26 protein-coding genes are annotated in these 24745 nt (G+C 70.8%); 10 read left to right on the top strand and 16 right to left on the bottom strand.

What is annotated here, in order from left to right:
- Nucleotides 1-3: 3 nt before the first annotated feature.
- The 6 genes from KCH87_RS25760 to KCH87_RS25735 form a co-directional block, all read right to left on the bottom strand.
- A complete protein-coding gene (locus tag KCH87_RS25760; RefSeq protein ID WP_210588613.1) occupies nt 4-1014 on the bottom strand; it encodes an alpha-ketoacid dehydrogenase subunit beta in 1011 nt (336 codons plus the stop codon).
- Nucleotides 1002-1982 carry a thiamine pyrophosphate-dependent dehydrogenase E1 component subunit alpha gene (locus KCH87_RS25755; protein WP_210588612.1) on the bottom strand — a complete coding sequence of 327 codons (981 nt, stop codon included), beginning with the start codon at nt 1980-1982 and terminating at the stop codon, nt 1002-1004. The genes KCH87_RS25760 and KCH87_RS25755 overlap by 13 nt, the downstream gene beginning before the upstream one ends.
- A complete protein-coding gene (locus KCH87_RS25750) occupies nt 1982-3304 on the bottom strand; it encodes a Xaa-Pro peptidase family protein (RefSeq protein ID WP_210588611.1) in 1323 nt (440 codons plus the stop codon). Before KCH87_RS25750 ends, KCH87_RS25755 begins: the two co-directional genes overlap by 1 nt.
- A gap of 45 nt (nt 3305-3349) precedes the next feature.
- Nucleotides 3350-3988, bottom strand: coding sequence for a helix-turn-helix domain-containing protein (locus KCH87_RS50480; RefSeq protein ID WP_210588610.1), 639 nt, complete (start codon nt 3986-3988; stop codon nt 3350-3352).
- A gap of 190 nt (nt 3989-4178) precedes the next feature.
- Nucleotides 4179-4436, bottom strand: coding sequence for an ATP-binding protein (locus tag KCH87_RS49260; RefSeq protein WP_374199032.1), 258 nt, complete (start codon nt 4434-4436; stop codon nt 4179-4181).
- Between the two features lie 68 nt (nt 4437-4504).
- Nucleotides 4505-5917 carry a cytochrome P450 gene (locus KCH87_RS25735; RefSeq protein WP_210588609.1) on the bottom strand — a complete coding sequence of 471 codons (1413 nt, stop codon included), beginning with the start codon at nt 5915-5917 and terminating at the stop codon, nt 4505-4507.
- 259 nt (nt 5918-6176) lie between these two features.
- Between KCH87_RS25735 and KCH87_RS25730 the strand changes: the two genes are divergently transcribed.
- The 7 genes from KCH87_RS25730 (at nt 6177) to katG (ending at nt 13924) form a co-directional block, all read left to right on the top strand.
- The gene (locus KCH87_RS25730) at nt 6177-6989 is read left to right on the top strand and encodes an SAM-dependent methyltransferase (RefSeq protein WP_210588608.1); all 813 of its coding nucleotides are present in this window, start codon (nt 6177-6179) and stop codon (nt 6987-6989) included.
- A gap of 48 nt (nt 6990-7037) precedes the next feature.
- A complete protein-coding gene (locus KCH87_RS25725; protein ID WP_210588607.1) occupies nt 7038-8423 on the top strand; it encodes a glutamine synthetase family protein in 1386 nt (461 codons plus the stop codon).
- A gap of 1 nt (nt 8424) precedes the next feature.
- Nucleotides 8425-9552, top strand: a complete 1128-nt coding sequence (locus KCH87_RS25720; protein ID WP_210588606.1) for an amidohydrolase family protein — start codon at nt 8425-8427, stop codon at nt 9550-9552.
- A 24-nt stretch (nt 9553-9576) separates the two neighbouring features.
- Nucleotides 9577-10104 (top strand): NUDIX hydrolase family protein, encoded by a 528-nt coding sequence (locus tag KCH87_RS25715; protein ID WP_210588645.1) that lies wholly within the window; start codon nt 9577-9579, stop codon nt 10102-10104.
- Nucleotides 10105-10110: 6 nt separating this feature from the next.
- Nucleotides 10111-11076, top strand: a complete 966-nt coding sequence (locus tag KCH87_RS25710; protein WP_210588605.1) for an FAD-binding oxidoreductase — start codon at nt 10111-10113, stop codon at nt 11074-11076.
- 178 nt (nt 11077-11254) lie between these two features.
- Complete coding sequence (locus tag KCH87_RS25705) at nt 11255-11698, top strand: Fur family transcriptional regulator (protein WP_210588604.1); 444 nt, start codon at nt 11255-11257, stop codon at nt 11696-11698.
- Nucleotides 11699-11731: 33 nt separating this feature from the next.
- A complete protein-coding gene (katG, locus tag KCH87_RS25700; RefSeq protein WP_210588603.1) occupies nt 11732-13924 on the top strand; it encodes a catalase/peroxidase HPI in 2193 nt (730 codons plus the stop codon).
- A 67-nt stretch (nt 13925-13991) separates the two neighbouring features.
- Here the strand turns inward: katG and KCH87_RS25695 are convergent, their stop codons facing one another.
- Together KCH87_RS25695 and KCH87_RS25690 are read right to left on the bottom strand one after the other, a co-directional pair.
- Complete coding sequence (locus KCH87_RS25695; RefSeq protein ID WP_210588602.1) at nt 13992-14312, bottom strand: ferredoxin family protein; 321 nt, start codon at nt 14310-14312, stop codon at nt 13992-13994.
- A 1-nt stretch (nt 14313) separates the two neighbouring features.
- Nucleotides 14314-15336 carry an NAD(P)/FAD-dependent oxidoreductase gene (locus tag KCH87_RS25690; RefSeq protein ID WP_210588601.1) on the bottom strand — a complete coding sequence of 341 codons (1023 nt, stop codon included), beginning with the start codon at nt 15334-15336 and terminating at the stop codon, nt 14314-14316.
- Between the two features lie 133 nt (nt 15337-15469).
- Between KCH87_RS25690 and KCH87_RS25685 the strand changes: the two genes are divergently transcribed.
- Entirely contained in the window at nt 15470-16450 is a 981-nt protein-coding gene (locus KCH87_RS25685) for an ABC transporter substrate-binding protein (RefSeq protein WP_210588600.1), read from the top strand.
- Here KCH87_RS25685 and KCH87_RS25680 read toward each other — a convergent pair.
- The 8 genes from KCH87_RS25680 to KCH87_RS25650 all read right to left on the bottom strand — a co-directional run bounded on the left by KCH87_RS25680 (nt 16419) and on the right by KCH87_RS25650 (nt 22833).
- On the bottom strand, nt 16419-16841 hold the full coding sequence (locus KCH87_RS25680; protein WP_210588599.1) for an acyl dehydratase: 423 nt from the start codon (nt 16839-16841) through the stop codon (nt 16419-16421). The two genes, KCH87_RS25685 and KCH87_RS25680, sit on opposite strands and share 32 nt — an antisense overlap.
- Nucleotides 16838-17386: a MaoC family dehydratase N-terminal domain-containing protein gene (locus tag KCH87_RS25675; protein WP_210588598.1), complete on the bottom strand. Its 549-nt coding sequence runs from the start codon at nt 17384-17386 to the stop codon at nt 16838-16840. The genes KCH87_RS25680 and KCH87_RS25675 overlap by 4 nt, the downstream gene beginning before the upstream one ends.
- A complete protein-coding gene (locus KCH87_RS25670; protein WP_210588597.1) occupies nt 17383-18207 on the bottom strand; it encodes an IclR family transcriptional regulator in 825 nt (274 codons plus the stop codon). The genes KCH87_RS25675 and KCH87_RS25670 overlap by 4 nt, the downstream gene beginning before the upstream one ends.
- A gap of 172 nt (nt 18208-18379) precedes the next feature.
- A complete protein-coding gene (locus tag KCH87_RS25665; protein ID WP_210588596.1) occupies nt 18380-19237 on the bottom strand; it encodes an alpha/beta fold hydrolase in 858 nt (285 codons plus the stop codon).
- Nucleotides 19234-20190 (bottom strand): catechol 1,2-dioxygenase, encoded by a 957-nt coding sequence (locus KCH87_RS25660; RefSeq protein ID WP_210588595.1) that lies wholly within the window; start codon nt 20188-20190, stop codon nt 19234-19236. The genes KCH87_RS25665 and KCH87_RS25660 overlap by 4 nt, the downstream gene beginning before the upstream one ends.
- Nucleotides 20187-21497, bottom strand: a complete 1311-nt coding sequence (locus KCH87_RS25655; RefSeq protein WP_210588594.1) for a M20 family metallopeptidase — start codon at nt 21495-21497, stop codon at nt 20187-20189. Before KCH87_RS25655 ends, KCH87_RS25660 begins: the two co-directional genes overlap by 4 nt.
- Nucleotides 21494-21616 (bottom strand): hypothetical protein, encoded by a 123-nt coding sequence (locus tag KCH87_RS50475; RefSeq protein ID WP_308298910.1) that lies wholly within the window; start codon nt 21614-21616, stop codon nt 21494-21496. Before KCH87_RS50475 ends, KCH87_RS25655 begins: the two co-directional genes overlap by 4 nt.
- Nucleotides 21613-22833: a Rieske 2Fe-2S domain-containing protein gene (locus KCH87_RS25650; RefSeq protein ID WP_210588593.1), complete on the bottom strand. Its 1221-nt coding sequence runs from the start codon at nt 22831-22833 to the stop codon at nt 21613-21615. Before KCH87_RS25650 ends, KCH87_RS50475 begins: the two co-directional genes overlap by 4 nt.
- 249 nt (nt 22834-23082) lie before the next feature.
- Between KCH87_RS25650 and KCH87_RS25645 the strand changes: the two genes are divergently transcribed.
- Both KCH87_RS25645 and KCH87_RS25640 read left to right on the top strand, forming a co-directional pair.
- Nucleotides 23083-23925: an ABC transporter ATP-binding protein gene (locus tag KCH87_RS25645; protein ID WP_247196773.1), complete on the top strand. Its 843-nt coding sequence runs from the start codon at nt 23083-23085 to the stop codon at nt 23923-23925.
- Entirely contained in the window at nt 23922-24743 is an 822-nt protein-coding gene (locus KCH87_RS25640; protein WP_210588592.1) for an ABC transporter permease, read from the top strand. The genes KCH87_RS25645 and KCH87_RS25640 overlap by 4 nt, the downstream gene beginning before the upstream one ends.
- The last annotated feature ends 2 nt before the right edge of the window (nt 24744-24745 follow it).

Below are 24745 nucleotides of genomic sequence, written 5' to 3'. Positions count from 1 at the left end.
TGTTCAATATGCGGCGAGCGTCCGGACCGCCGTCACGACCTTGTCGACGGTGGGGATCACCCGCTCCTCCAGCGCGTCCGCGAACGGCAGAGGAACGCACTCCCCCGCCACTCGCCGCACGGGAGCGTCCAGCAGACCGAATCCCTCGTCGGCGACGACCGACACGAGGGTGGCGCCCCATCCGCCCTGGTACGGGTTCTCCTCGACGGTCACGAGCCGCGAGGTCCGGGCGAGGGAGGCGAGTACGGTGGCGACGTCCAGCGGGACGAGACAGCGCAGGTCGACGACGTCCGTGTCGATGCCGTCCGCCCCGAGCAGTTCGGCGGCCTTCAGCGCCACCGGCACCATCGAGGCGAGCGCCACGAGCGTCACGTCGGCACCTTCGCGCACGACGGCGGCGCGGCCCAGTTCGACCTGGTGCCCGGGCGGTGCGGGCGCTCCCTTGGTGGCCAGCAGGCCCTTGTGCTCGAAGAAGACCACGGGGTCGTCGCTGCGGATGGCCGCCGCCATCATGCCGATCACGTCGGCGGGCGTCGAAGGTGCCGCGATCTTCAGCCCGGGAATCGTCAGGGCCCAGTTCTCGGTGGCCTGCGAGTGCTGCGCACCGAAGCCGAGCCCGCCGCCGTTGGCGGTGCGCACGACGAGGGGCACGGTGACCTGACCGCCCGTCATATAGCGGACCTTGGGTATCTCGTTGGCGAGGTAGTCCCAGCAGCAGGCCAGGAAGTCCGAGAACATGATCTCCGCGACCGGTCGCATCCCGGTCATCGCGGCGCCCATCGCCGCGCCCACGATGGCCTGTTCGGAGATGGGCGTGTCCCACACCCGCTCGGGCCCGAACTCCTTGAACAGGCCCGCGGTCGTCTTGAAGACCCCGCCGGCCTCGCCGATGTCCTCGCCGAGGCACACCACCGCCGGGTCGCGCCGCATCTCCCGCGCGATGCCCTCGGCGACCGCCTCCCGGTAGGTGATCTCCCGTGTCCCGGCCGCCCGTTCGGCTGTCACGTCCGCCATGCGGCACCTCCGTCGGCCCACACATCGGTGAGCGCCTCACTCGGGTCGGGCCCGGGAGCGGCCTTCGCCGCCTCAACGGCCTTCTCTACGACGGCCCGTGCGCGGTCGTCCGCCGCGGTGACCGTCTCCGGCCGCACTCCCAGCTCGACGAGCCGTCCGCGGGCGAGGTCCAACGGGTCGTGCTTGAGCCAGCGTTCGACCTCCTCGGCCGGCCGGTAGGCCGCCGGATCGGCGCGGCTGTGCCCGAAGTGACGGTAGGTCTGCGCCTCGACGATGGCGGGCCCGTCTCCTGCCCGGGCCCGCCGGGCGAGACGCGCGACCGTCTCCCGGACGGCGACGACGTCGTTGCCGTCGACGACCTCGCCGGGGATGCCGTACGCGGGCGCCCGGTCGGCTGCGGGGTGGGCCACCGCCGTGACGTCGGCGATCGGCGTGTACTCCATGTACAGGTTGTTCTCGCACACGAACAGCACGGGCAGCTTCCATACGGCGGCCAGGTTGAGCGCCTCGTGGAAGGCGCCGATGTTGGTCGCGCCGTCGCCGAAGAAGGCGACCGCGAGCTGTCCGGTGCCGCGCAGCCGGGCCGACCAGGCGGCGCCGACCGCCATCGGCAGATGGGCGCCGACGATGGCGTACGAGCCGAGCATGCCCGTGGCCGCCTTCGTGAGGTGCATCGAGCCGCCCTTGGCCCCGCACAGTCCGGTGGCCCTGCTCATGAGTTCGGCGAGGCACTCCTCGGGCGTGGCGCCCCGGGCCAGGGCGTGGTGATGCCCCCGGTAGGTGGCGAAGACGTAGTCGTCGTCGTGCAGGGCGGCGCTCGCACCGACGGCGATCGCCTCGTGTCCGGCAGCGAGGTGGGTGGTGCCCTTGACCAGGCCTTGCAGGAACAGGTCGTGGGCGGCCTTCTCCGTACGGCGGATGACGGCCATCTGCTCGTACAGCGAGAGGAGTTCGTCCCGGTCGACCATCAGTCGCTCCTGTTGAGGTGGGACTGTGCCTCGCGTCGGGTGTTCAGCTCGCCGCCCACCGTCCAGTACTTGCGTCCCGCCACCAGCAGTTCCTCCGCCGGGAACTTGGTGATGACCTCGCAGCCGTCGGCGGTGACGACCAGTTCCTCCTCGATGCGGGCGGCGGACCAGCCGTCGGCGGCGGGCCAGTAGGTCTCCAGCGCGAACACCATGCCCTCTTCGAGGACTTCGGGGTGGTCGAGGGAGACCAGGCGGCTGAAGATGGGCTTCTCCCAGATGGACAGGCCGACCCCGTGCCCGTACTGGAGGGCGAAGGCGGCCGTCTCGTCGGCGAAGCCGAACTCCTCGGCGCGCGGCCAGACCTGGACGATGTCGGCGGTGGTGGCACCCGGCCGGACCAGGGAGATCGCCTCGTCCATGTACTCCCGGCAACGGACGTAGGCGTCGCGCTGGGCGCGCGAGGCGCTGCCGACGGCGAAGGTGCGGTAGTAGCAGGTGCGGTAGCCGAGGTGGCTGTGCAGGATGTCGAAGAAGGCGGGGTCGCCGGGGCGGATCAGACGGTCGCTGTAGACGTGCGGGTGGGGTGAACAGCGTTCGCCGGAGATGGCGTTGACGCCTTCGACGTACTCGCTGCCGAGGTCGTACAGGACCTTGCTGACCACTCCGACGCATTCGTTCTCGCGCACGCCGGGGCGCAGATAGCCGTACAGCTCCTCGTACGCCGCGTCGACCATCGCGCAGGCCTGGGTGAGGAGGGAGATCTCGTCGCCGGTCTTGAGGCGGCGGGCCTCCAGGAAGACCTGCTGGCCGTCGACGACGTCGATGCCCTCGGCGCGCAGCGCGGCGAGGACGGGCATCTCGGCGACGTCGACGCCGAGGGGTTCCTGGGCCAGGCCGTGCTCGCGCAGCTCTGCGGCGATCTTCCGGGCGACGTCCTCGGCTATCCCCGCGTCCGGGTGGAAGGCGCCGCGGAGGGTGGAGATGCCGGCGCGGGCGCCGGTGGGCGGGCCGCCCTTGCCGTCGCTGTAGTCGAGCCAGGGGTTGTAGAGCTGGTGGTGGCGGGCGGCGGAGCCGAAGTCCCAGACGACCGGCTCACCGCCGCGGGTCAGCAGGGCGAAGCGGATCAGCTTGTCCATCGCCCAGGTGCCGATGTGCGTGGCCGTCATATAGCGGATGTTGGCGAAATCGAACGTCAGCAGCGCACCGAGCTCGGAGCGGCTCAGCTGGTCCTTGAGCCGGGCCAGGCGCTGCTTGCGCAGCCGGGCCAGGTCGACGCGCTCTTCCCAGTCGACGGCATTGGGCCCGAATGTGCGGATCGCCATGGCGACCACCCCCGATTCGGAGTGAACGACTGCCCGCCGGAAGTGTCAAGTGTTACTGAACACACACCATACGCCGACGGCCGGTTCCTCTCCATCGTTGCGGTAGCGGTGCGGGGTCGTCGACTCAAAGCACACCGCGTCGCCGGGGCGCAGCGTGTACTCGTCGAAACCGAGGGTGAGGACGAGTTCGCCCGAGGTCAGACACCCGTACTCGGTACCCGTGTGCCGCATCAGGCCGCCGGAACTGGAGGAGGAGCCGCCCGGCCGGTAGGTCACCATCAAGAAGTCGACGTCCGCGCCGGGCACATGTCCGAGACGCTCCCACACGACCCCGGAGTCCAGCTCCAGCGTCTCCCGCTCGTCCGGCGTGACCAGCGGGCCGATGCGGCGGCCCGGGTCGGCGGCGAAGGCGGCGAGGGCGTGCAGGACGGTGCCGGGGGCGGCGGCCGCCGCGGTCTGCGGTGCGGACTCCCGCGCCTCGAAGAGGGACTCGACGGAGATGCCGAGCGCTGTCGTGATCGCGTACAGCGTACTGACGGACGGCTGGCTCTTGCCCGTCTCGATCTGCGACACCAGGCTCGCCGACACCCCGATCTCCCGGGCCAGGGCCCGCAGGCTCATCCCGCGGCCCTGACGCGCCTGCCGGATACGCGCGCCGACGGGCGGGGCGGCGGCTGGTGACACGGACGGCTCCTCTCACGGCTGTGCATGTGCAGTTTCATTGAACAGCCGCGAGTGGGCGCAGCGCCAGGGCGGTCCAGCCGGTCGACCCCGGGCAGTCGATCCCGGGCGGTCCGTCCCAGCCGGTCCGTCCGGGGCGGTCCGTCCCGGGCGGGTGGTCCTGCCGGTCGGTGTTGTCGGGCGGTCCCGCCGGTCAGGGCGTTCCCGCCGGGAACACCGCCCGCACCTCCCAGCCGTGTCCGTCGCGCGGCCCGGCCCGGAGTTCGCCGCCCAAAGCCGTCACGCGCTCGGCGGGACCGACGAGGCCGAAGCCACCGCCGTGTGCGGCGTCCGGGAGCTGGGTGCCGCCGCGGCCGTCGTCCGTGGCCGTCGCTTCCAGCCGGCCCTCGTCGAGCAGCAGTCGTACGGTGATCTCCGCGGCGTCGGCCGCGTGCCGCCGTACGTTCGTCACCGACCCGGTGGAGATCGCCGCGTGGGCCTGGCAGAACGGGCAGGTGCGGCCCGGATCCTGACTCGCGCTCAGCCGCCCGGGCGGATCAGCCCGGCCAGGTACCGCCACAGCGACGACCGCCGACGGATGGCCTGGTCCGCTACGTCTGCCACGGGTGCCGCGGCTTCCGGGGGCGCCGCCGGCACATAGCGCGCGGTCTGCGCGGCGAGTTCGTAGCGCACGGGCAGCGAGCGGAGTCCCCGCATGAACGGCGAGGAGCGCCATGGCAGTTGGTCGACCGGGAGGGCGAGCTCCAGGTGTGCGAACCGTTCGAAGACGCGGCTCACGCCCGCCGAGGCGATCGTCGACGCCAGTTCACGGGCCGGGCACTGGCGCGGGCCCGCCCCCCACGACAGGTGCGCCCGGCTGCTGATGGTGGACGAGCCCGGGGCCGTCTGCCCGGCGAACACGGGGTCGGCGTGCGCGGCGGCGGAGGAGACCCATACGGGGTCCCCGGCCCGGATGGTGTAGTTCCCGAGCGGCATGTCCGCGGCAGCGAACCTCGGCACGAAGTTGACCAGCGGCGGCTTGCGCATGACCACCCGGTTCATGGTCTCCCGGACCATCCCGGCGGAGAGGACCGTGCGCACGCCTCCCTCACGTTCTCCGGAGATCACTTCGACCACGGTGTTGGAGATGAGGATGCCGACGTGGTCCGAGGTCATGCCGAGCAGCATGAACAGCTCCCGGGCGAGCTCGTCGACCGAGAGGTCGGGGTGGGCGGCCAGCAGCAAGGAGGGGAAGTCGTCGCCCGGTTGCTCCTTCTTCGCGGCGGCCAGCTCCGTGAGCGTCTCCAGCAGCCGCGCCAGGGCGGGTTCGGCATCCGGGCCCGCGTCCAGTACCCGCCACATGTCCATCAGGGCGTCGTCGGCCTGCGAGCCGGGGAAGCCGAGCAGATGGCTCGCCGCCATCAACGGGAGCGGGCGGGAGAACTGCGCCGACAAGTCGGCCAGGCCCGTGCCGCCGCCCTGAGCGAGCAAGGTGATCAGGTCGTCGGCGTAGGTCGTGACGGCCGCCCTCAGCCGCTTGGCCTGCGGTTGGCGCGGGTCCTGGAACGGCCTCAGGGCGGCGTCCCAGGCGGTGCGCAGCGCGCGGTGGCCCGAACCACCCTGGATCAGCACATGGTTGACCTCGAGGGAGGGGGCGAGCGGCCAGTCGGCGGGCACCCGGCCCTCCGACCGGGCCCGCCAGTTCTCCAGGCCCTTGGGCCAGCCGGCGTCGTCGTGCAGCACCTGGAGCGACTCGCGGTAGCCCAGCACGAGCCACGCGGGCACGCCCAGCAGGTCGACCGGGGCGACCGGGCCGTGGCGCTCTCGCAGCCGCTCGTAGACCAGCGCGGGCCGCGTCTCGTAGTCCCGGGTCAGCAGGGGTTCCGTGGCCAGGTCTTCCAACCGCGCACCGCCGCCCTGCGCCGGCTCCTCCTCGACCACATGGAATTCCATGATGCTGCCGCCCCCTTCGACACCGCGTGCAGCGGTCTCCAGCCTGTGAGTGGTTGCGGATCGCGGGGGACCCTACCTCAGGCGCCCCACGCGTCACGCGACGAGGGTACTCGCCGGTAGCAAACCGCATCAGGGCGAACTCGACGAGGTTCGCTCAGGCCCCGTCACGCGCCCTTCTGCTCGGGCCGTTTCCGGGACATGCTGATCATCGGACGGCACAATGGCGGCGACGGCCGCGGGCGCGCGAAGGAGCACAGTCGTGAGCGAGAGCCAGACCACGCCGGGCAGGTCGCCGAGGCTGAACACCTCTGTGGCGCACAACGCCCGCGTGTGGAACTACTGGATCGGCGGCAAGGACAACTACGAGGTCGACCAGCAGGTCGGGGCACAGGTCGCCACGATGTTCCCGGTGATCCGGGACATCGCCCGCGCGGACCGCGCATTCCTCGACCGGGCCGTGCGGTTCCTGGCCGACGAGCGGGAAGTGCGGCAGTTCCTCGACATCGGCACCGGGCTGCCGACAGCCGAGAACACCCACGAGATCGCCCAACGCATCGCGCCCGAGGCCCGGATCGTGTACGTCGACAACGACCCGATCGTGCTCGCCCATGCCCGCACACTGCTGACCGGCACCCCCGAGGGCGGCACCGCCTACATCGACGCGGACGTCCACGACCCGGACGCCATCCTCGAACGCGCCGCGCAGAGCCTCGACTTCACCCGGCCCGTCGCGGTGATGATGCTGGGCATCCTCAACTTCGTGCTGGACACCGAGAAGGCGCGGGACATCGTGCGCCGTGTGATGGACGCGGTCCCCGCCGGCAGCTTCCTGGTCCTGACGCACCCCACCTTCGACGCCGACCTGGGCGGCGAGGGACAGATTCCGGCGATGAAGTTCTGGAACGAGAACGCCACGCCACCGATCACCGCCCGCAGCCGCGCCGAGATATCGGCCTTCCTGGAAGGGCTGGAGCTGCTCGAACCGGGCATGGTGCCGTGCTCCCAGTGGCGCGCCGGCCCCGACGTGCCCGCCGCGGTACCGCAGTTCGGTGCGGTGGCCGTGAAACCCTGACGTGGCCGCAGACCCTGACGTGGGCGCCGAGCCCGTCGAGGAGGACGTATGACCACCCTTGCCGACCCCGTCCCCGGAGGACGTCCGGGCGATGTCGAGCGGGCCAGGGCGCTGAGCGAGGAGCTGTCCGGCCGGGGTGTGCACGGCATCGTCCTGGCCTACGTCGACACGGCGGGCATCGGCCGGGTGAAGGCCGTCCCCACCGCCAAGCTCGCCTCGGCGGCGGCCTGGGGCGTCGGCATGTCGCCGGTCTTCGACACCTTCCTGGCCGACGACTCCATCGTCTCCACCGACGTCCTCGGCTCCCCCGACGGCGACCTGCGCCTCTACCCCGACCTCGACCAACTGGTCGCCCTGGCCGGGCAGCCCGGCTGGGCGTGGGCGCCGGTCGACCGGATCACCCAGGACGGCGAGCGGCATCCCGGATGCAGCCGCACGTTCCTGCGCCGGATCGTGGCGGACGCGGCCGGGCGGCACGGCGTCACCTTCCGGGCGGCGATCGAGATCGAGTGGGCGGTGGGCCGGGGTCCCACGGCCGACGGGGAGTTCGTGCCCGCGGTGTCGGGTCCGGCGTACGGGGCCGTCCGGCAGGTGGAGCTGAGCGACTACACGGCCGACCTGCTGGCGGCGTGCGCGGCGCAGGGCGTGGATGTGGAGCAGGTACATCCCGAGTACGCGGCGGGGCAGTTCGAGATCTCGGTGGGCGCGCTCGACCCGGTCGCGGCGGCCGACCGCAGCGTGCTGGTGCGCCAGACCATCCGGGCGGTGGCGCAGCGCCACGGGCTGGTCGTCTCCTTCGCCCCGGCCGTGTTCGCGCAAGGCGTCGGCAACGGCGGCCACATCCACCTCTCCGCCTGGCGCGACGGCGCGAACCTGCACTCAGGCGGCGCGGGCCGGTACGGCATGACGGCCGAGGCGGAGTCCTTCGCGGCCGGGATCCTGGCCCATCTGCCGGCGCTCACGGCCGTCACCGCCCCGAGCCCGGCGAGCCGTCTGCGGCTCCAACCGTCCCAGTGGGCCGGGGTGTTCACCACCTGGGGCCACGAGACCCGCGAGGCGGCGGTACGCGTCGTCACCGGCACGGCAGGACTGCGCGACCAGTCGGCGAACCTTGAGGTCAAGCCGGTCGACCTGGCCGCCAACCCGTATCTCGCCCTCGGCTGCGTCATCGCCGCCGGACTGGACGGAGCGACGACGTCGGCGCCCCTCCCCGAGGAGATCACCGGCGACCCGGCGCGACTGGGCGAAGCGGTCCACCGGCTGCCCACCTCGCTGGCGGAGTCGGTCGAGGAGTTCCGCAAGGACGAACAGCTGCGCGCCGCCCTGGGCCCGGTGCTCGCCGACGCCGTGACCGCCGTACGGCTCGGGGAGACCGCGGCCGTGGCCGGACTGGACGACGAGCGGATCGCGGCGGCGTACCGCTGGAAGTACTGACATGGGCGCCGTCCACGAGGAACTCGCCGCGCTGCCGCTGTTCGACCATCACTGCCACGGTGTCACCACCGCCGATCTCGACCGGGACGGCTTGGAGTCCCTGCTCACCGAGGGCGAGCCGTGGCCGGGTGTCTCACCCTTCGACACGCCCGTAGGAGTCGCCGTCCGCCGCCACTGCGCTCCTCTCCTCGACCTGCCCCGGCACACACCCGCCGACGAGTACGTGGCCCGCCGCGCCGAGCTGGACCCTCGTGACGTGAACCGCCGCTTCCTCACGGCCGCGCAGACGGATGTGCTCTGCGTCGACACCGGGTACACCCCGGACCGGCTGACCACTCCGGCGGAGCTTGCCGAGGCGGCGCAGGCAGACGCGTACGAGGTGGTTCGGCTGGAATCCGTCGCCGAGGCGGTCGCGGCCGAGGGGGTCGAACCGGACGCGTACGCGCGCACGTTCCGCGCGGCCGCTCAGGAGGCCGTACGGCGTCCGGGCGTGGTGGCCGTGAAGTCGGTGGCCGCCTACCGCACCGGCTTCGACCTCGACCCGGCCCGCCCGACGGACGCAGAGGTCACCACGGCGGCGCATCAGTGGCTGGCTTCGGGTGGCCGACTCGATCACCCTGTTCTCGTACGCCATCTGCTGTGGACGGCCGTGGAGCTGGAGCTGCCGCTCCAACTGCACACGGGCTTCGGCGACAACGACATCCGCCTGCACCGCGCGGACCCGGCCCGGCTGACCGACTGGCTGCACCTGACGAGCGGTACGATCCCCGTTCTTCTGCTGCACTGCTGGCCGTACCAGCGGCAGGCCGCCTATCTGGCGGCGGTGTTCGAGCAGGTGTACCTCGATGTGGGGCTGACCCTGCACCACGTCGGGCCCGTCCGGGCCCGGACGATCCTGGAGGAGGCCCTGGAAATCACCCCGTTCCGCAAGCTGCTGTACAGCTCCGACGCCTATGGTCTGGCCGAGTTCTACCTGCTCGGCGCGGTGGCCTTCCGCCAAGGGCTGGCCGGGCTGCTCCAGGACCGGGTGGACGCCGACGAGCTGAGCCTGCCGGACGCGCTGCGCATCGCCCGCTGGGCCGGGCAGGACAACGCCCGCCGGGTCTACCGGTTTTCCGCCAACTCCTGAAAGTATGATCAAGCAATGTCTGACATGACCGATACCACGCCCGGCTGGCTCTCTCCCGACGAGCTCGAGTCGGCGCGCGCCCGCATGCCGATCCTGTATGTGGAGGCCGTGCCCGTACGCATCGACGACAGCGGCGAAGTCACCAGCATCGGCCTGCTGCTGCGCATCGGCCCCGACGGGACGGTCAGCCGGACTCTGGTCTCCGGCCGTGTCCTGCACCACGAGCGGGTGCGGGACGCTCTGCTGCGCCATCTGGAGAAGGACCTCGGGCCGGTGGCACTGCCCCGCGTCCCGACCTCCCTCCAGCCCTTCACGGTGGCCGAGTACTTCCCGACGCACGGCGTCACGCCGTACCACGACCCGCGTCAGCACGCGGTCTCGCTCGCGTACGTCGTCCCGGTCAGCGGCGACTGCCGGCCGCGCCAGGACGCCCTCGACCTCGTCTGGTTCAGCCCGCAGGAGGCCCTGTCGCCCGCGGTGCAGAGCGATATGCCGGGTGGGCACGGGGTGCTGCTGAAGCAGGCGCTGGCGCATGTGGGCTGCGTGATCTGAGCGGTCATGTCCGTCGTCATCGTCGGGGCGGGTGTGGTGGGCGCGTCGGTGGTGTACCACCTGGCCCGGCAGGGCGCCGATGTGACCCTGGTCGACCGTGGCCCCGGACCGGCGGCGGGCGTGACCGGCGTCTCCTTCGCGTGGATCGGCGGCTTCGGCGGCGACTGGCCGGGGCGCGCCCATGACCTGCGCGGCTCCGTCCTCGCGGACTATCGGCGCCTCGAAGCGGAGCTGCCGGACGTCGCCGTGCGCTGGACCGGTTCGCTGAGGTGGCCGGACTCGTCCGTGGGTGAGGGGCAGTACGAGGTCGGGCGCGACGAGATCCGGTCACTCGAACCCGGTCTGCGCACGCCTCCGGAGCGGGCCGTGTACACCCCGTCCGACGGCGGCGTCGACCCCGTCGCGGTCACCGGGGCGCTGGTGCGCGGGGCGCGAGCGCTCGGCGCGCGGGTCGTCTTCGGCGCAGGCGACACCTCGCTGAAGGTTGTCGGGGGGCGCGTAGCGGGGGTGACCTCCGCCGCGGGCTTCCATCCGGCCTCGACCGTGGTGCTGGCCGCCGGAACCGGAGTCGCCTCGCTGATCGAGCCGCTGGGGATCGACCTGCCGGTCACCGTGTCCCCGGCCCGACTGGTGCGACTGACGGCGCCGCCCGGACTCGTGAGGGGAATCGTCGCGGGGCCGGACTTCGAGGTGCGGGAGCTGCGCGAGGGGCAGCTGTTGATGACCGTTCCGCGAACAGCCGAGCTGGGTGTGAGAGCGCTGCGTTCGGCAGTCCACGGCGCCGAGCGTTGCCGCGTGCTGGACAGCCGTGTCGGACTGCGCCCGATGCCCCCGGACGGACCCCTGATCGGACACGTCACGTCGGACAGGTCTCTCTATGTGGCCGTCATGCACTCGGCCGTCACCTTGGCTCCCACGATCGGGCGCCTGGTCGCCGACGAACTGGCTCCGGGACCTCCACCACCACGGTGAGTCACACGACGTACTCATCCGGGAGCCCCCTCGGGCAGGTTTCCGGTCGTCTCGTGCCGGTCTGTCTCCCCGTGCTTCTCCCTCGCGGGCCCGTCCACCACCGTGCCCCGACACGACACGAAATTAGAACGAGTCGTTTTCTTGAATCGTTCGTGTTCTTGAGGATAGGTTCTGAGACATGACCGCCTCCCACACTCCGACCACGGCCGATGAGCTGCGGGGTGTCGGCCTGCGGGTGACGGCCGCCCGCGTCGCGCTGCTCGAGACCGTTCGGCACGGCGATCACCTCGGCGTCGAGGCGATCGCCGCCGGGGTCCGTGACCGCGTCGGCCATGTCTCCGTTCAAGCCGTGTACGAGGGCCTGCACGCGCTCACCGGGGCGGGACTCATTCGGCGTATCGAACCGGCCGGCAGCCCGGCCCGGTTCGAGGGACGCGTCGGCGACAACCACCACCACGTCATCTGCCGGACGTGCGGAGTCGTCGCCGACGTCGACTGTGCGATGGGCGAGGCGCCTTGCCTGACCGCGTCCGACGACCGCGGCTTCTCGATCGACGAGGCCGAGGTCATCTACTGGGGTCTGTGCCCCGCCTGTTCCACCACCACAAGCAGCAGCTCCTGAGCACCAAGATCCACCCCGTCCGGAAGGATTCCCATGTCTGAGAACAACGCCACAGAAGGCCAGTGCCCGGTGGCGCACGAGCGCGCCGCGCACCCGACCCAGGGTGGAGGCAACCGCCAGTGGTGGCCGGAGAGCCTCAACCTGAAGATCCTCGCCAAGAACCCCGCCGTGGCGAACCCGCTCGGCGAGGAGTTCGACTACGCCAAGGCGTTTGAGAACCTCGACCTCGCGGCCGTGAAACGGGACATCGCGGAGGTGCTCACCACCTCGCAGGACTGGTGGCCCGCCGACTTCGGCAACTACGGCCCGCTCATGATCCGTATGGCCTGGCACAGCGCCGGTACGTACCGCATCAGCGACGGCCGCGGTGGCGCGGGCGCCGGTCAGCAGCGCTTCGCCCCGCTCAACAGCTGGCCGGACAACGGCAACCTGGACAAGGCCCGCCGTCTGCTGTGGCCGGTCAAGAAGAAGTACGGCCAGTCCATCTCCTGGGCCGACCTCATGGTCCTCACCGGCAACGTCGCCCTGGAGACGATGGGCTTCAAGACCTTCGGCTTCGCCGGCGGCCGCGCCGACGTCTGGGAGCCCGACGAGGACGTGTACTGGGGCCCGGAGCAGGTCTGGCTGGACGACCAGCGCTACACGGGTGACCGCGAGCTGGAGGACCCGCTGGGCGCGGTCCAGATGGGCCTGATCTACGTCAATCCGGAGGGCCCGAACGGCAACCCGGACCCGATCGCCGCGGCCCGCGACATCCGTGAGACGTTCCGCCGGATGGCGATGAACGACGAGGAGACCGTCGCCCTCATCGCCGGTGGCCACACCTTCGGCAAGACCCACGGCGCGGGCCCCGCGGAGAGCGTCGGCGTCGAGCCCGAGGGCGCCCCGATGGATCAGATGGGCCTCGGCTGGAAGAGCACCTACGGCACCGGCAAGGGCGGTGACGCCATCACCTCCGGTCTCGAGGTGACCTGGACCGCCACGCCGACCCAGTGGAGCAACGGGTTCTTCAAGAACCTCTTCGAGTACGAGTACGAGCTCACCCAGAGCCCGGCCGGTGCGAACCAGTGGGTGGCGAAGAACGCCGAGGCGATCATCCCCGACGCGCACGACGCGTCGAAGAAGAAGCTCCCGACGATGCTCACCACCGACCTCGCGCTGAAGTTCGACCCGATCTACGAGCCGATCTCGCGGCGCTTCTACGAGAACCCGGATGAGCTCGCGGACGCCTTCGCCCGCGCCTGGTACAAGCTGACGCACCGCGACATGGGCCCGATCCAGCGCTACCTCGGCCCGGAGGTCCCCTCCGAGGTGCTGCTGTGGCAGGACCCGCTGCCGGCGCGGACGGGCGAGGTCATCGACGCGGCCGACGTCGCCTCCCTCAAGGAGCAGATCCTCGGCTCGGACCTGTCCATCTCGCAGCTCGTCTCCGCGGCCTGGGCTTCGGCCTCCTCCTTCCGCGGCAGCGACAAGCGCGGTGGCGCCAACGGTGCCCGTATCCGCCTGGAGCCGCAGCGCGGCTGGGAGGTCAACAACCCGGACGACCTCTCGCAGGTGCTCCGTACGCTCGAAGGCATCCAGGAGTCCTTCAACGCCGCCGGTGGCAAGCAGGTCTCCCTGGCCGACCTGATCGTGCTCGCGGGCTCCGCGGCCGTCGAGGCGGCTGCCAAGGCCGGCGGCGTGCAGGTCGAGGTGCCGTTCACGCCGGGCCGGGTGGACGCCGCGCAGGAGCAGACGGACGTCGAGTCGTTCGCCGCGCTCGAGCCGAAGGCCGACGGCTTCCGGAACTACGTCGGCAAGGGCAACCGCCTGCCGGCCGAGTTCCTGCTGACCGACAAGGCGAACCTGCTGACGCTGAGCGCCCCCGAGATGACCGCCCTCGTCGGTGGTCTGCGCGTTCTCGGCGCCAACGCCGGCCAGTCGAAGCACGGCGTTCTCACCGACCGCCCGGGCACCCTGACCAACGACTTCTTCGCCAACCTGCTCGACCTGGGCACGGAGTGGAAGTCGACGTCCGAGGCGCAGGACGAGTTCGAGGGCCGCGACGTCGTCTCCGGCGCGGTCAAGTGGACCGGCACCCGTGCCGACCTGGTCTTCGGCTCGAACTCCGAGCTGCGTGCGCTCGCCGAGGTCTACGCGAGCGACGACGCCAAGGAGAAGTTCGCCAAGGACTTCGTCGCGGCGTGGGCCAAGGTCATGGACCTGGACCGGTTCGACCTCGTCTGAACCCTCTGATCACGATGCCCAGGCCGGCCCGCGCGGCCGCCCTGGGCATCGTGCTGTTCCGGGCCCCTCATCGTCCGCCGACCAGAGCGGTGTCGGCGCCCACGGGACCGAGGCCACTCGCCCCGCCCGGCTCGCCCAGCGGGGCGTCACGGCCGGGCAGGGTTTCGTCGAAGAAGCGGCGGTTGTCGGCCCGGTGCTCGGGGTCGGCGAGCCGGTCGACGGCGATGGCCTGTTCGGGGCAGGCCGTCTCGCAGGCACCGCAGTCGATGCACTCGGCCGGGTTGATGTACAGCTTGCGCTCGCCCTCGTAGATGCAGTCGACGGGGCATTCCTCGACGCAGGAACGGTCCATGATGTCGACACAGGCCGAGCCGATGACGTAGGCCACGTCAGTTCTCCTTCTCAGTGGAGTGTCCGGGGAAGAGCGCCGCTTCCGGGTCGATGGCGGTGGCCGCGTTGTTGACGGCCGTGGCGACCTCACCGAAGCCCACGGAGATGAGCCGGACCTTGCCCGGGTAGTCGGTGATGTCCCCGGCGGCGTAGACCCGGGGCAGGTTGGTGGCCATCCGGGTGTCCACGGCGATCCGCCGGGCCTGGAGTGTCAGCCCCCAGTCCTTCAGCGGGCCGAGGTCGGCGATGAAGCCGAGGGCGGCCACGACGGTGCGCGCCGGGAGCAGCCGGGTGGCCTTGGTCGTACGGTGCCGGATCTCGACCTGCTCGACGTGCGACTCTCCGTACAGGGCGCTCACCTCGGAGTCGGTGATGATCTCGATGCCGAGGGTGCGGACCTTCTCGACGCTCGCCCGGTGGGCGCGGAACCGGTCGGTGCGGTGCACCAGACGTACGGAGCGGGCGAGCGGGGCGAGGGTCGCGGCCCAGTCGAAGGCGCTGTCGCCGCCGCCGACGACCACGACGTCATGGTCCGTGTGCGCTGCGGGTTCCGGTACGAAGTAGACCTGCCCGCGGTCCAGGTAGTCCTCGCCCGCCGGGAGCGGCCGGGGCGTGAACGTCCCGATGCCGCCGGTGATGACGACCGCTCCGGCCCGGACCGTGGTCCCCCGGTCACCGCGGACGACCGGGAGGCCGTCGGGCCCGTGGGTGAGCTCCGCCGCCCGCTCACCGAGGAAGTAGCGGGGACCGTACGGCTCGGCCTGGGCGACGAGGTTCGCCACCAGGTCGCGGCCGCGCACCGCCGGGAAGCCCGCGATGTCGAAGATCGGTTTCTCCGGGTACATCGCGCTGATCTGGCCGCCGCACTGGGGCAGCACGTCCATGACCGCCACCCGAAGGCCGCGGAATCCCGCATAGTAGGCGCCGTAGAGGCCCGCGGGTCCGGCGCCGACGATCAGGATGTCCGTGTGCAGCGTGCGCGACTCGTCCGTGCTCGTCGGCACGTCGGTGAGAAGGCTCATGGCCGGGAGAGTAGGAGCCGTCCACGGTCCCGCCCCACGGGTTCGTTCCGGTGAGCAGGACATGTCGCTTAGCGGACCGCGCACGGGCTGGGAGCGTCTGCGGCACGAGAATTCCGGCCACGGGAGTGCGGACATGCAGACAGTACGGATCAGCAGAAGAAGCGCCCTCGCCGCCGCCTGCGCGGCGCTGGCTCTCACCACGGCCTGTACGGCCGGGACGACCGACTCGGCGGGGGTGTCGGCGGCGGGCAAACCGACGGTGCGTCTCGCCCTCGGTGTCGACGCCTCGTACGCCCCCCTCTATCTCGCCGTGGAGCGCGGCATGTTCACCAAGGCGGGCGTCAACGTCGAGCTGGTGAAGACCGAGGGCGGTCCGGCGGCGTCGGAGGCCGTGTCGGCGGGCACCGCGCAGATCGGACTCAACTCCGACTCCTCCGCCCTGCCGCTGATGGTCACCAATCCCGACCTACGGGCCCTCGGGGTCTTCCAGTCCTCCGACCGCTACCTCAAGGTCGTCCTGCGGGACGGCATCGACTCACCGAAGCAGATCAAGACCATGGCGGCGATCGGCGGCCTCGGCCTCTACTCGACGCACCAGTACCTGCTGCACAACGGCATCGACCCGGACTCCGTGAAGATCCTGGAGAGTTCGCCGCCGGAGATCCCCGGAATGCTGGAGCAGGGCTCCATCGACGGCTACATCCTCTACGAGCCGTGGGCAGCGCGCGGTGACGCGGCGGGCGGTCACATCGCCGGGCGCATCGGTGACTTCGGGGTGAGGTACGTGCAGTGGCTGCTGGCCGACCAGAGCTGGCTCAAGGACAACGAAGACGTCGCCGGCAAGATCTTCAAGGTGGTGGCCGAGGCCGACAAGATCGTCACCGACGACCCCACCGCGGCGGCGCAGGCCTCCAACAAGCAGGTCAAGCTGCCCGAGGATCAGACGGTGAAGGTACTGCCGGAGATCAACTTCGCCGCGCGCGGCATCAACGACGCGGACATCGCCGCGTCGAAGAAGATCGTCGACTTCTTCCTCGAACGGAAACTGCTCAAGCAGTCGCCGGACCTCCAGACCACCCTGCTCAAGGGCTGGTACGAGCAGCACGCCAAGTGAGTTCGACGTGCCCGGTGACGCAGGGTACGTCGTCGTCCTTGAGGACGGAGACGTCCAGCGTCACCCGGGCTCCGTCGTCGCCGGGCTCGACCGAGCGCACCGTCGCGGTCCAGGTGAGCGGCTCACCTGCCACGGCGGTGGCCCGGTTGCGCCAGCTCACCGACGCCAGCTCGGCTTCGGGCCCGGCCCAGTCGAGGGCGTACCGGGTGACGCTCTCGCCGTGCAGGGTGGACTGGACGACGACGTCCCCGAAGCCCTCGGACGCCGCGAACCCGGCGTCGTAGTGGATGCGGTGGGAGTTCCAGGACACGGCGCTGAACCGGAAGAGCTGGACTCGGCTGTGGGAGTAGCCGCGGGGCGGGCAGATCTGTCCGGCGGTGGGAGCGGTCACGCGGCGGCTCCGCTGCCCTCGTCGCTTTCGGCACCTGTGCCGGGCAGGTCGAGCACGACGATCGTCTCGTCCATGGCCATGAGTTCCTCTCCGTCCTCCGCGGTGAAGCGGGTGGTCACACCGAGCAGCACGAACTCGCCGGACCGGCCGCGCCGTTGGTCGGCGGAGGTGATGGCCCGGGACGCGGTGACCCGGATGCCCGCGACCGGTGGCCTGCCCAGCCGGACCGACTGGCCGCCGTGCACATGGCGTACCGGCAGGCCGTCGGTGCAGGGAGCTTCCCTGGCGGCGAGCCCGTCGCGTTGCAGGGCGTCCTCGGTCGGGCCGTCCTGCCAGCTCAGCGTCCCGGCGACGAAGAGCGGCGGGGCGACGACCCGCTCCCCGGCGGCCTCCTGGGCGCGGGCCCGGCGGATGTAGTCGCCGTCGTTGAGGGCGGCGGCGTACCGGCAGAACTCCTTCACGCTCAGGACGCCGCAGTCCTCGCCGTCCCACTCCCCGATCAGCTTCCGGGCCCTTGCGAGCACCTCGTCCAGTGCCGCGCTCACCGCAGCGACCGGCTGATGCCCAGAGCCGCGGCGCGCAGCGCGACGGCGTGGCCCGAGGGGTCCATCCGGTAGGTGGGCGCGGTGATGGACAGCGCGCCGACGAGCGTGTCCTGGCGGCTGAAGACCGGCACGGCCATGCTGGTGTAGCCGAGGCGGATCTCCTCGGCCTCGATGGCGAAGCCCTCCGCCCTGATCCGCTCCAGTTGGGCCCGCAGCCGGCCCGGCAGGGTCACCGTGTGGCGGGTGAAGGGCTTCAGCCCGTTCCTGACCACCTCGGCGAACAGGGCGGGCGGGGAGAAGGCCAGGATCGCCTTGCCGGTGGCCGTGCAGTACAGCGGCAGCCGGCCGGCGACCCGGGACTCCTCGTTCAGCCCACGGTGCGGGAAGAGTTTCTCCAGGTACACGACGTCGAGGCTGTCGTGGATGGCGAAGTGGATCGTCTCCTGGGTGGCCAGCAGCAGGTCCTCCATATACGGCTGGGCCACCTCGCGCAGGATGCGCTGCCGGTGCACGCGCTGGCCGATCTCGAACAGGCGCAGCCCGAGCCGGTAGTCGCAGCCCGCACGTTCCAGGAGTCCCCACATCACCAGCTCCTGGGCGAGCCGGTGCACGGTGGCCTTGGCGACGCCGGTCCTGCGCACCAGCTCGGCGAGGGAGAGACTGTCGTCCTCGGCGGTGAACGCCTCCAGGATCGGTCTGACCTTGCCGAGGACCGAGTTCATCGGGTCCGGGCCGGGAACCGCTTCCCGGGGAATCGCCGAGCCGGTCACGGCACGTACAGCGGGTACAGTGCCGGCGCGGCCGACGGTGGTGACGGTCATGGGAAGAACCTCCCGGTCGATCCGTTGCCTTCCAGTTGCTTTCCAGGTGCCCTGCGGCTGCCTTTCGCGGAACGCGGCTCTTGGCTGAATCCGATCCCCTCACGGAATCACGGATTCCCTGATCAGGGCCATGGGCGGGGTTGTTAATTCGTGATGACCGCAGCCCGGAGGGTCAGACTTCGGCCAGGAAGGCCAGGCTGAGCGGGTTGTAGCGGTCCGCCTTCTCGTGCTGCGGCCAGTGCCCGCACCCGTTGAACAACTCAAGCCGGGCGCCGGGTATCGCGGCGGCGATGGCCTCGGCCTCCGGGACGTCCCCGAACGGGTTCTTGTTGCCCCAGACGATCAGGGTCGGCGCCTTGATGCGCGCCATCCGGTCCGGCCGGAGCAGGTTGCGCTCGCGCGTCTCCACCTCCTGGAGGGCCAGCAGATTGTGCAGGTTCCGCTGGAAGTCGGGGTGGTGGTAGATCTCGTAGCGGATCTTCGTCAGCTCCTCGCCGAGGTCGTCGTCCCACTCGGCCCACAGCAGCCGCAGCCGCTCCCGGGTGAAGGACACGTCGTCCTCCAGGGCGGCGGCCCGCGTCGAGGTCTTCAGCCGCTCCATCACCTGCGGGTTGATCTTCGTGCCGCCCATGCACAGGAGTTGGAGGGAGGCGACCCGGTCCGGGTACTCGCTCGCCGCCCAGGATCCCACCCAGCCGCCCAGCGATTCACCGACCAGATGCGCTCGCTCAGCGCCCACGGCGTCCAGGTACGACATCAAGTGCTCGACGTACGCCGGGATTTCACCCGGGCGATCCGGCTTCCCCGTATAGCCGTGGCCCAGCATGTCGATGGCGTGGCAGCGGTAGCCGGCCGAGGCGTGCGCCGGGATGTTCCGTACGAACGCTTCGAGGTGTCCGGTCGTGCCGTGCAGGAACACGACGTGCTCGCCGTCCTCGGGACCTGCTTGCAGGGCGCGGGTCTTGAAGCCGCCGGTCTCGACGTAGGCGTGCCGGTAGTCGATGCCCGACAGTTCGGTCCAGATGCTCATGTGTTCCTCTCCTCGGGGTGTACGGGGTCCAGGACGGCGACGGCCATCCCGGTGAGCCACTCGGGCATCGGCTCGTAGACCAGGCGCCGGCCGGGTACGTGGTCGAGCAGCGCGGACATCAGCAGCCAGGTGCGGATCTCCTGCGCTCCGTTGCCGGCCGTCTTCTCCAGTTCCTCGGTGGTGAGGCGGGTGATGCGGTGGGTCTCGCCGCGCTCGACCAGCGACAGGAACTCGTCGTCCCACTCGGGGTTGAGGGCGGCCTCGGCGGCGCGGATGATCTCGCGGCGGCGGGCGTCGTAGTCCTGCCAGTTGTCGCGGCCGTCGAGCCAGGCGCCGACCATGAACTCCTCGTCGTCGCCGTGCGGTTCGCGCCAGTCGGGCCAGGGCAGCCGGTGCGAGAGGCCGCCGGAGCCGATCACGGCCACCCTGCGGTCTTCGGGGAAGGCCAGCACGGCTTCCCGGATCGCACGGCCGAGTTGCTCGCTGCGCTCCAGGGTCGGCAGCGGGTGGGCGAAGACGTTGACCACGAGCGGCACGATCTCGACGTCGAGGCCGTCGAGGAGGTACTGGATGGCGTGCGACTGGCCGTGGTCGATCTGGAGGCGGGCGGAGAAGGCCGCGTCGAAACGCCCGCTCTCCACAAGGGAGTTGGCTATGTGACGGGCGAGCGGCACATCCACCGGCTGGGGCCCCTTCGGGGTGCCGGACTCCCCGCTCGCGACGCACTCACCGACGCCGATGGTGAAGCTGGGGATGAGGTCGAGCCAGAAGCCGCGGAAGTGGTTGGAGCCGACCAGGATCACCGTGTCGGGCCGGGCGGCGGCGAGTTCGTCGCGCGCGGCCTTCAGCGCGTCCCGGAACCGCTCGGCCCGGTCCTTGTGGAGGGTCTGCTCCCAGTGGGTGTTCATCAGCGTGCTGTGCGACGCGCCCACGCCCAGGACGATCTCGGTCATGCGGGTTCCTCCAGCTCGGTGCGCCTGCGGGTGACGGTGTCGACCGCCGTACGCACCAGATGGCGCGTCAGCTTCTCCATGGCCCGTACGGAGACGGTGTTCATCCCCCGCGCGAAGTCGATCTCGAAGGGCGCGTCCGTGACCTTCGGCATGCCGACCCGCACCGTGGGGATACCGCGGCCGCGCAGGATGTTGGCGTCGGTGGCTCCGCTGTTGCCCGGGATCACCTCGTGCTCCCGGCCCTCGACGGCCTCCCAACTCGCCATGGCCGTACGGCAGATCCAGCTGTCCGGGTCGGTCCGGGTGCCGGGGACGGCCAGGACCATCTCGGCGGTGACGTCCCCCGGCAGCTTGTCGAGGGCGGCGAGGAACTCCCGTTTGGCCTGCATCGGCGTGGTGTCGGGGCCGATGCGCAGGTCCACGCGGAGGGTGCAGGCGGCCGGGGTGACCGCGGCCATGCGCGGCCAGCCGCCGCGCACGGAGGAGACGATGCCCTGCGGTGCGACGGTGCCGCCGGTGTGGCGCTCGGCGTACTCGACGAACCACTCCTCCAGATGCCGGGCGACCTCGCCGGCGCGGGCGATGGCGTTGTCGTACGGCAGGCGATGGCGTGAGCCGACGTAGGTGTGCGTGCCGCGGACCGTGACCTCGAACCAGACGAGGCCGACCTCGTCCCAGGAGACCGTCCAGCCGGGCTTGGCGATTATGGCGTAATCGGTCCACACGCCCTGCTCCAGGAGGAACGAACAGCCCACGCCCTGGCCGGTGTTGAGCCTCGTACTGCCCGGCCGGGCGTTCGTGGGCATGCCGCCCGCGCCGAACGCCGCGACCAGGTCGCCGGTGAGCGGCAGGCCGGCGCGGGCGATCGCCTCGGCGGCCATCATCACGCAGGCGGCGTGGCCCTTGGGGTTGGAGGCGCCGAGGCCGGTGACCAGATCGCCGTCCGCCAAGGCCTTCGGGCGCATGTCGTCGCGCAACTCCGGGCCGATCCAGGGGAGATCCTCGCTCTCCTCCCCCACGGTGAGGGTGTCGATGGGCGCGTACAGCATGAGGTCGGGTCCGGTTCCGTCGCCGCGGAGACGGGCGAAGGCGTTGGCCTGCCGGTCGTCGAGGGACTGGACCACGGCGTGACGTCCCAGCGTGTCGGCGATGTGCGCGGCGAGCGGCGCCTCGTCGCCGGTCGGGCTCGGGATGCCGACGAGGCCGGTGATCAGCTCGCGCAGACGGTCGCCGGTGACATGCCGCCAGGCCTCCTCGGTCCAGGCGCGCCGCCGGGCGTCGAGCCCCGCGAGGCCGTCGCCGGTCACTGGTTGATCCTGTGGACCTGGGTCATGGTGGTGCGCGCGAAGCGCTTTTTGGCCAGGGGGAGCCCGACGGCGATCGCGGCCCCGGCCAGCAGGGTGAGCAGGGTGCGGCCCATGGTCATGCCTTCTCTTCAGCAGGGGGGTTGGCGCCGGTCGCGGCCAGCTTCTTGGCGTACTCCTCCTCGCTGAGGTTCCGCCAGGCGGTCAGCGAGATGTCGGGGCGGTAGAGCTTCTCCGGGGGTGCGTCGGTGACGTCGACCATCCAGGCGTCCTGGCCGGAGAACTGGCCGTGGAACAGCCAGCGGATGGCGCCCAGGTACTTGGCGTAGAAGCCGAGTGTCTGCCAGCCCTCGGTGAAGTTGACCATCACGCCGACATAGCGGTGGTGGTCGGCGTCGACGGGGACGTAGAACTCGTAGTGGATGAAGTTCGGGTAGGCGATGCGCAGCACGCCCGGCATGGACAGGGAAGCGAAGCCGGGGAACTCCTGCGCTTCGATGACCGGGTCGACCTTGTCCGGTTTGCCGGTGTTGCCGATGTTGAAGGTCTCCTTCGGCGGCTGCTTCTTCCACCAGCGCTTGTTGGACCAGTGGCCGACGCCGGGGAAGTCGGCCTCCCAGTGGACCTCGTCCTGGACGCGGAAGATCCATCTGCCCTGGGGGACGACCCTGGTGATGTTCCAGGTCGGCATCGGCTTGAACAGCCGCCACAGTGCCGTGCGGTGCAGGTACTTGGCGTGGCCCTCGTCGAAGCCGTTCTCGCAGGCGAAGCGCCAGTTGCCGCCGCGGGGTTCGATCCGGCCGCCCATCACGAAGCCGTTGCCGACGAGTTCCTCGGGCAGCTGCGTGTCGATGGGGTGGGGTTCCTCGTCGGCGACGGCGATGTAGACCCACACCATGCCGAGGCGCTCCTCGACGGGATACGTCCGCACCGAGACCTTGCCGGTCAGCCGGCAGCCCGGCCCGTCGGTGATGACCGCGGCCAGCTTGCCGGTGGGCAGGTCGAAGGTCCAGCCGTGGTACGGGCAGCTGACGGTGCCGGGGAACTGCTGGTCGCCCTCGGAGAGCGGTACGCCGCGGTGCGGGCAGCGGTTGTGCAGCGCGTACGCCGTGCCGCCGTCCCGTATCAGCGTGATCTTCTCGCCGCAGATGGTGAACGGGAGCGGTTTTCCGGTGATGTGGCTGGACCAGGTGACCGGATACCAGTAGCCGCGAAAGCCCGTGCCCGCCGCGTCGTAGTGGGGCCATGACGTCCAGTCCTGCCGACCGGGCTGCCCGGTGGTGCCGCGCCCCGTCCGGCCCGTCCTCTTGGGGGCGGGCGAGCTCTCACCCGTGGTCATCGTGCGCGACCTCCTGCTGCCGTCGTCGGAACATGGCGTAGAGCTTCGGCCGACGCGCCGGGTCCGGCCACGGACCTGTTCCGCTCAGCAGACCGGGCGGTATCCGGCGGCGGGTGAGCGCGGGGCGTCCCGTTCAACGGACCGAATCCGTGCCCGCGTGCGGCACGCCGTTCTACGGTTCGACGATTCCGGGGCCCTACCAAAGCCCGCACCCCGGTGTTCCGACATCCGGCAAACGAAGGGATCGTGATGACCAAGGCCATCCAGGCCGACCCGATGCCCACCCGGACGGACGGCACGCGCGGTGCGGCCGTCCGTGTCGAGGAGGTCGACATCCGGTTCGGCTCCTTCCACGCCGTACAGGGGGTGTCGCTCGACATCGCCGCCGGGGAGTTCCTCTGTCTGCTCGGGCCGAGCGGCTGCGGCAAGTCCACCCTGCTGTCGGCGCTGGCCGGGTTCGTCGAGCCGTACGCGGGCAGCCTCACCGTCGACGGCGCCCCGGTGACCGGGCCGGATCCGGAACTCGGCATGGTCTTCCAGAGCAGCGAAGCCCTCTTCGACTGGCTGACCGTCCGGCAGAACGTGGTGTTCGGCCCCCGGATGCGCGGCAGGTCCCGTGCCGAACAGTCGGCGCTGGCCGACGAGTACCTGGGGCTGGTCGGGCTGCGGCACTGCGCCGACCGGTTCCCCGGCCAGCTGTCCGGCGGTATGCGGCAGCGGGTGCAGATCGCGCGCGTGCTGGCGGGTGAGCCGAGCGTGGTGCTGATGGACGAGCCGTTCGGGGCGCTGGACGCGCAGACCCGGCAGGTGATGCAGGAGGAGATGGACCGTATCCGGCGCGTCTCGGGCTGCACCGTCGTGTTCGTCACGCACGACATCGACGAGGCGATTCTGCTCGCCGACCGGATCGCCGTGATGACCGCGGGTCCGGCCGCGTCGATCAAGTCCGTCTACCCGGTGGACCTGCCCAGGCCCCGGGACGTGACCGACCCGACCGCCGCCGAGCTGCGCCACAGCCTGCGCGGGGACATCGGCGAAGAGGTACGCAAGGCACTGCGCGACCAGGGGCTCGACCCCGAGGAGATCCGATGACGACCGTGACCGTCGACACCGCCCCGAAACCGCGCGCCGAACGCCGCACGGCGCGGACCGCCCGGCTGAGGCTGCGCACGATCGGCATGTACGCCCTCTCGATCGTCCTCGGCATCACCGTCTGGCAGCTGCTGGCGATGCACTACGGCCCCTCGCTCGTCGCCTCTCCGCAACAGACCCTGTCCGCGGCCCGCGATCTGGCGGCCGACGGCTCGCTGACCAACTCGGTCATCGCCTCCAGTCGCCGGATCCTGATCGGCTGGGGACTGGGGCTGCTGGTGGGTGTGCCGGCCGGGCTGCTCGTCGGGCAGATCCGGATCGTGCGGCAACTCCTGGAGCCGTACATCGAGTTCTTCCGGTTCATCCCGCCGATCGCCTTCGTCACCCTGGCCGTGGTGTGGCTGGGCATCGGCGAGTCCTCGAAGGTCGTCCTGATCTTCTACACGTCGGTCTTCATCGTCATCCTCAACACCAGTGCCGGTGTGATGGCGGTGAGCGAGTCGAAGCTGCGGGCCGCCGCGAGTCTCGGTGCGAGCCGCCGGCAGATCCTGGTCAGGGTGGTCCTGCCGTCGACGGTGCCGCACATCGTCACCGGCGCGCGGCTCGCGATGGGCAACAGCTTCCTGACCATCGTGTCGGCGGAGATCGTCGCGGCCCAGGTCGGGCTCGGCGCGCTGATCTGGACCTCCCGCAACTACGGCCGCATCGACTGGGTCTTCGTGGGGATCATCACCCTGGGCATTCTCGGTTTCGTCTTCGACCGCGTACTGCGGATCGTCGCGTCCCGAGCCCTGAGTCGATACGGAGTGAAGCTGTGAGC

The organism is Streptomyces sp. GESEQ-35 (assembly GCF_017948485.1).
In the GTDB taxonomy this organism is placed as follows: domain Bacteria; phylum Actinomycetota; class Actinomycetes; order Streptomycetales; family Streptomycetaceae; genus Streptomyces.
Note: the sequence above shows the minus strand (reverse complement) of the source record. Positions and strands in the feature narration are given on the sequence as shown.

Bases quoted from the DNA above. Each gene is read 5' to 3' on its own strand.
- KCH87_RS25760 (WP_210588613.1), bottom strand. From the start codon at position 1,014: ATGGCGGACGTGACAGCCGAACGGGCGGCCGGGACACGGGAGATCACC.
- KCH87_RS25755 (WP_210588612.1), bottom strand. From the start codon at position 1,982: ATGGTCGACCGGGACGAACTCCTCTCGCTGTACGAGCAGATGGCCGTC.
- KCH87_RS25750 (WP_210588611.1), bottom strand. From the start codon at position 3,304: ATGGCGATCCGCACATTCGGGCCCAATGCCGTCGACTGGGAAGAGCGC.
- KCH87_RS25735 (WP_210588609.1), bottom strand. From the start codon at position 5,917: ATGGAATTCCATGTGGTCGAGGAGGAGCCGGCGCAGGGCGGCGGTGCG.
- KCH87_RS25725 (WP_210588607.1), top strand. From the start codon at position 7,038: ATGACCACCCTTGCCGACCCCGTCCCCGGAGGACGTCCGGGCGATGTC.
- KCH87_RS25720 (WP_210588606.1), top strand. From the start codon at position 8,425: ATGGGCGCCGTCCACGAGGAACTCGCCGCGCTGCCGCTGTTCGACCAT.
- KCH87_RS25715 (WP_210588645.1), top strand. From the start codon at position 9,577: ATGACCGATACCACGCCCGGCTGGCTCTCTCCCGACGAGCTCGAGTCG.
- KCH87_RS25710 (WP_210588605.1), top strand. From the start codon at position 10,111: ATGTCCGTCGTCATCGTCGGGGCGGGTGTGGTGGGCGCGTCGGTGGTG.
- KCH87_RS25705 (WP_210588604.1), top strand. From the start codon at position 11,255: ATGACCGCCTCCCACACTCCGACCACGGCCGATGAGCTGCGGGGTGTC.
- katG (WP_210588603.1), top strand. From the start codon at position 11,732: ATGTCTGAGAACAACGCCACAGAAGGCCAGTGCCCGGTGGCGCACGAG.
- KCH87_RS25690 (WP_210588601.1), bottom strand. From the start codon at position 15,336: ATGAGCCTTCTCACCGACGTGCCGACGAGCACGGACGAGTCGCGCACG.
- KCH87_RS25685 (WP_210588600.1), top strand. From the start codon at position 15,470: ATGCAGACAGTACGGATCAGCAGAAGAAGCGCCCTCGCCGCCGCCTGC.
- KCH87_RS25670 (WP_210588597.1), bottom strand. From the start codon at position 18,207: ATGACCGTCACCACCGTCGGCCGCGCCGGCACTGTACCCGCTGTACGT.
- KCH87_RS25665 (WP_210588596.1), bottom strand. From the start codon at position 19,237: ATGAGCATCTGGACCGAACTGTCGGGCATCGACTACCGGCACGCCTAC.
- KCH87_RS25660 (WP_210588595.1), bottom strand. From the start codon at position 20,190: ATGACCGAGATCGTCCTGGGCGTGGGCGCGTCGCACAGCACGCTGATG.
- KCH87_RS50475 (WP_308298910.1), bottom strand. From the start codon at position 21,616: ATGACCATGGGCCGCACCCTGCTCACCCTGCTGGCCGGGGCCGCGATC.
- KCH87_RS25650 (WP_210588593.1), bottom strand. From the start codon at position 22,833: ATGACCACGGGTGAGAGCTCGCCCGCCCCCAAGAGGACGGGCCGGACG.
- KCH87_RS25645 (WP_247196773.1), top strand. From the start codon at position 23,083: ATGACCAAGGCCATCCAGGCCGACCCGATGCCCACCCGGACGGACGGC.
- KCH87_RS25640 (WP_210588592.1), top strand. From the start codon at position 23,922: ATGACGACCGTGACCGTCGACACCGCCCCGAAACCGCGCGCCGAACGC.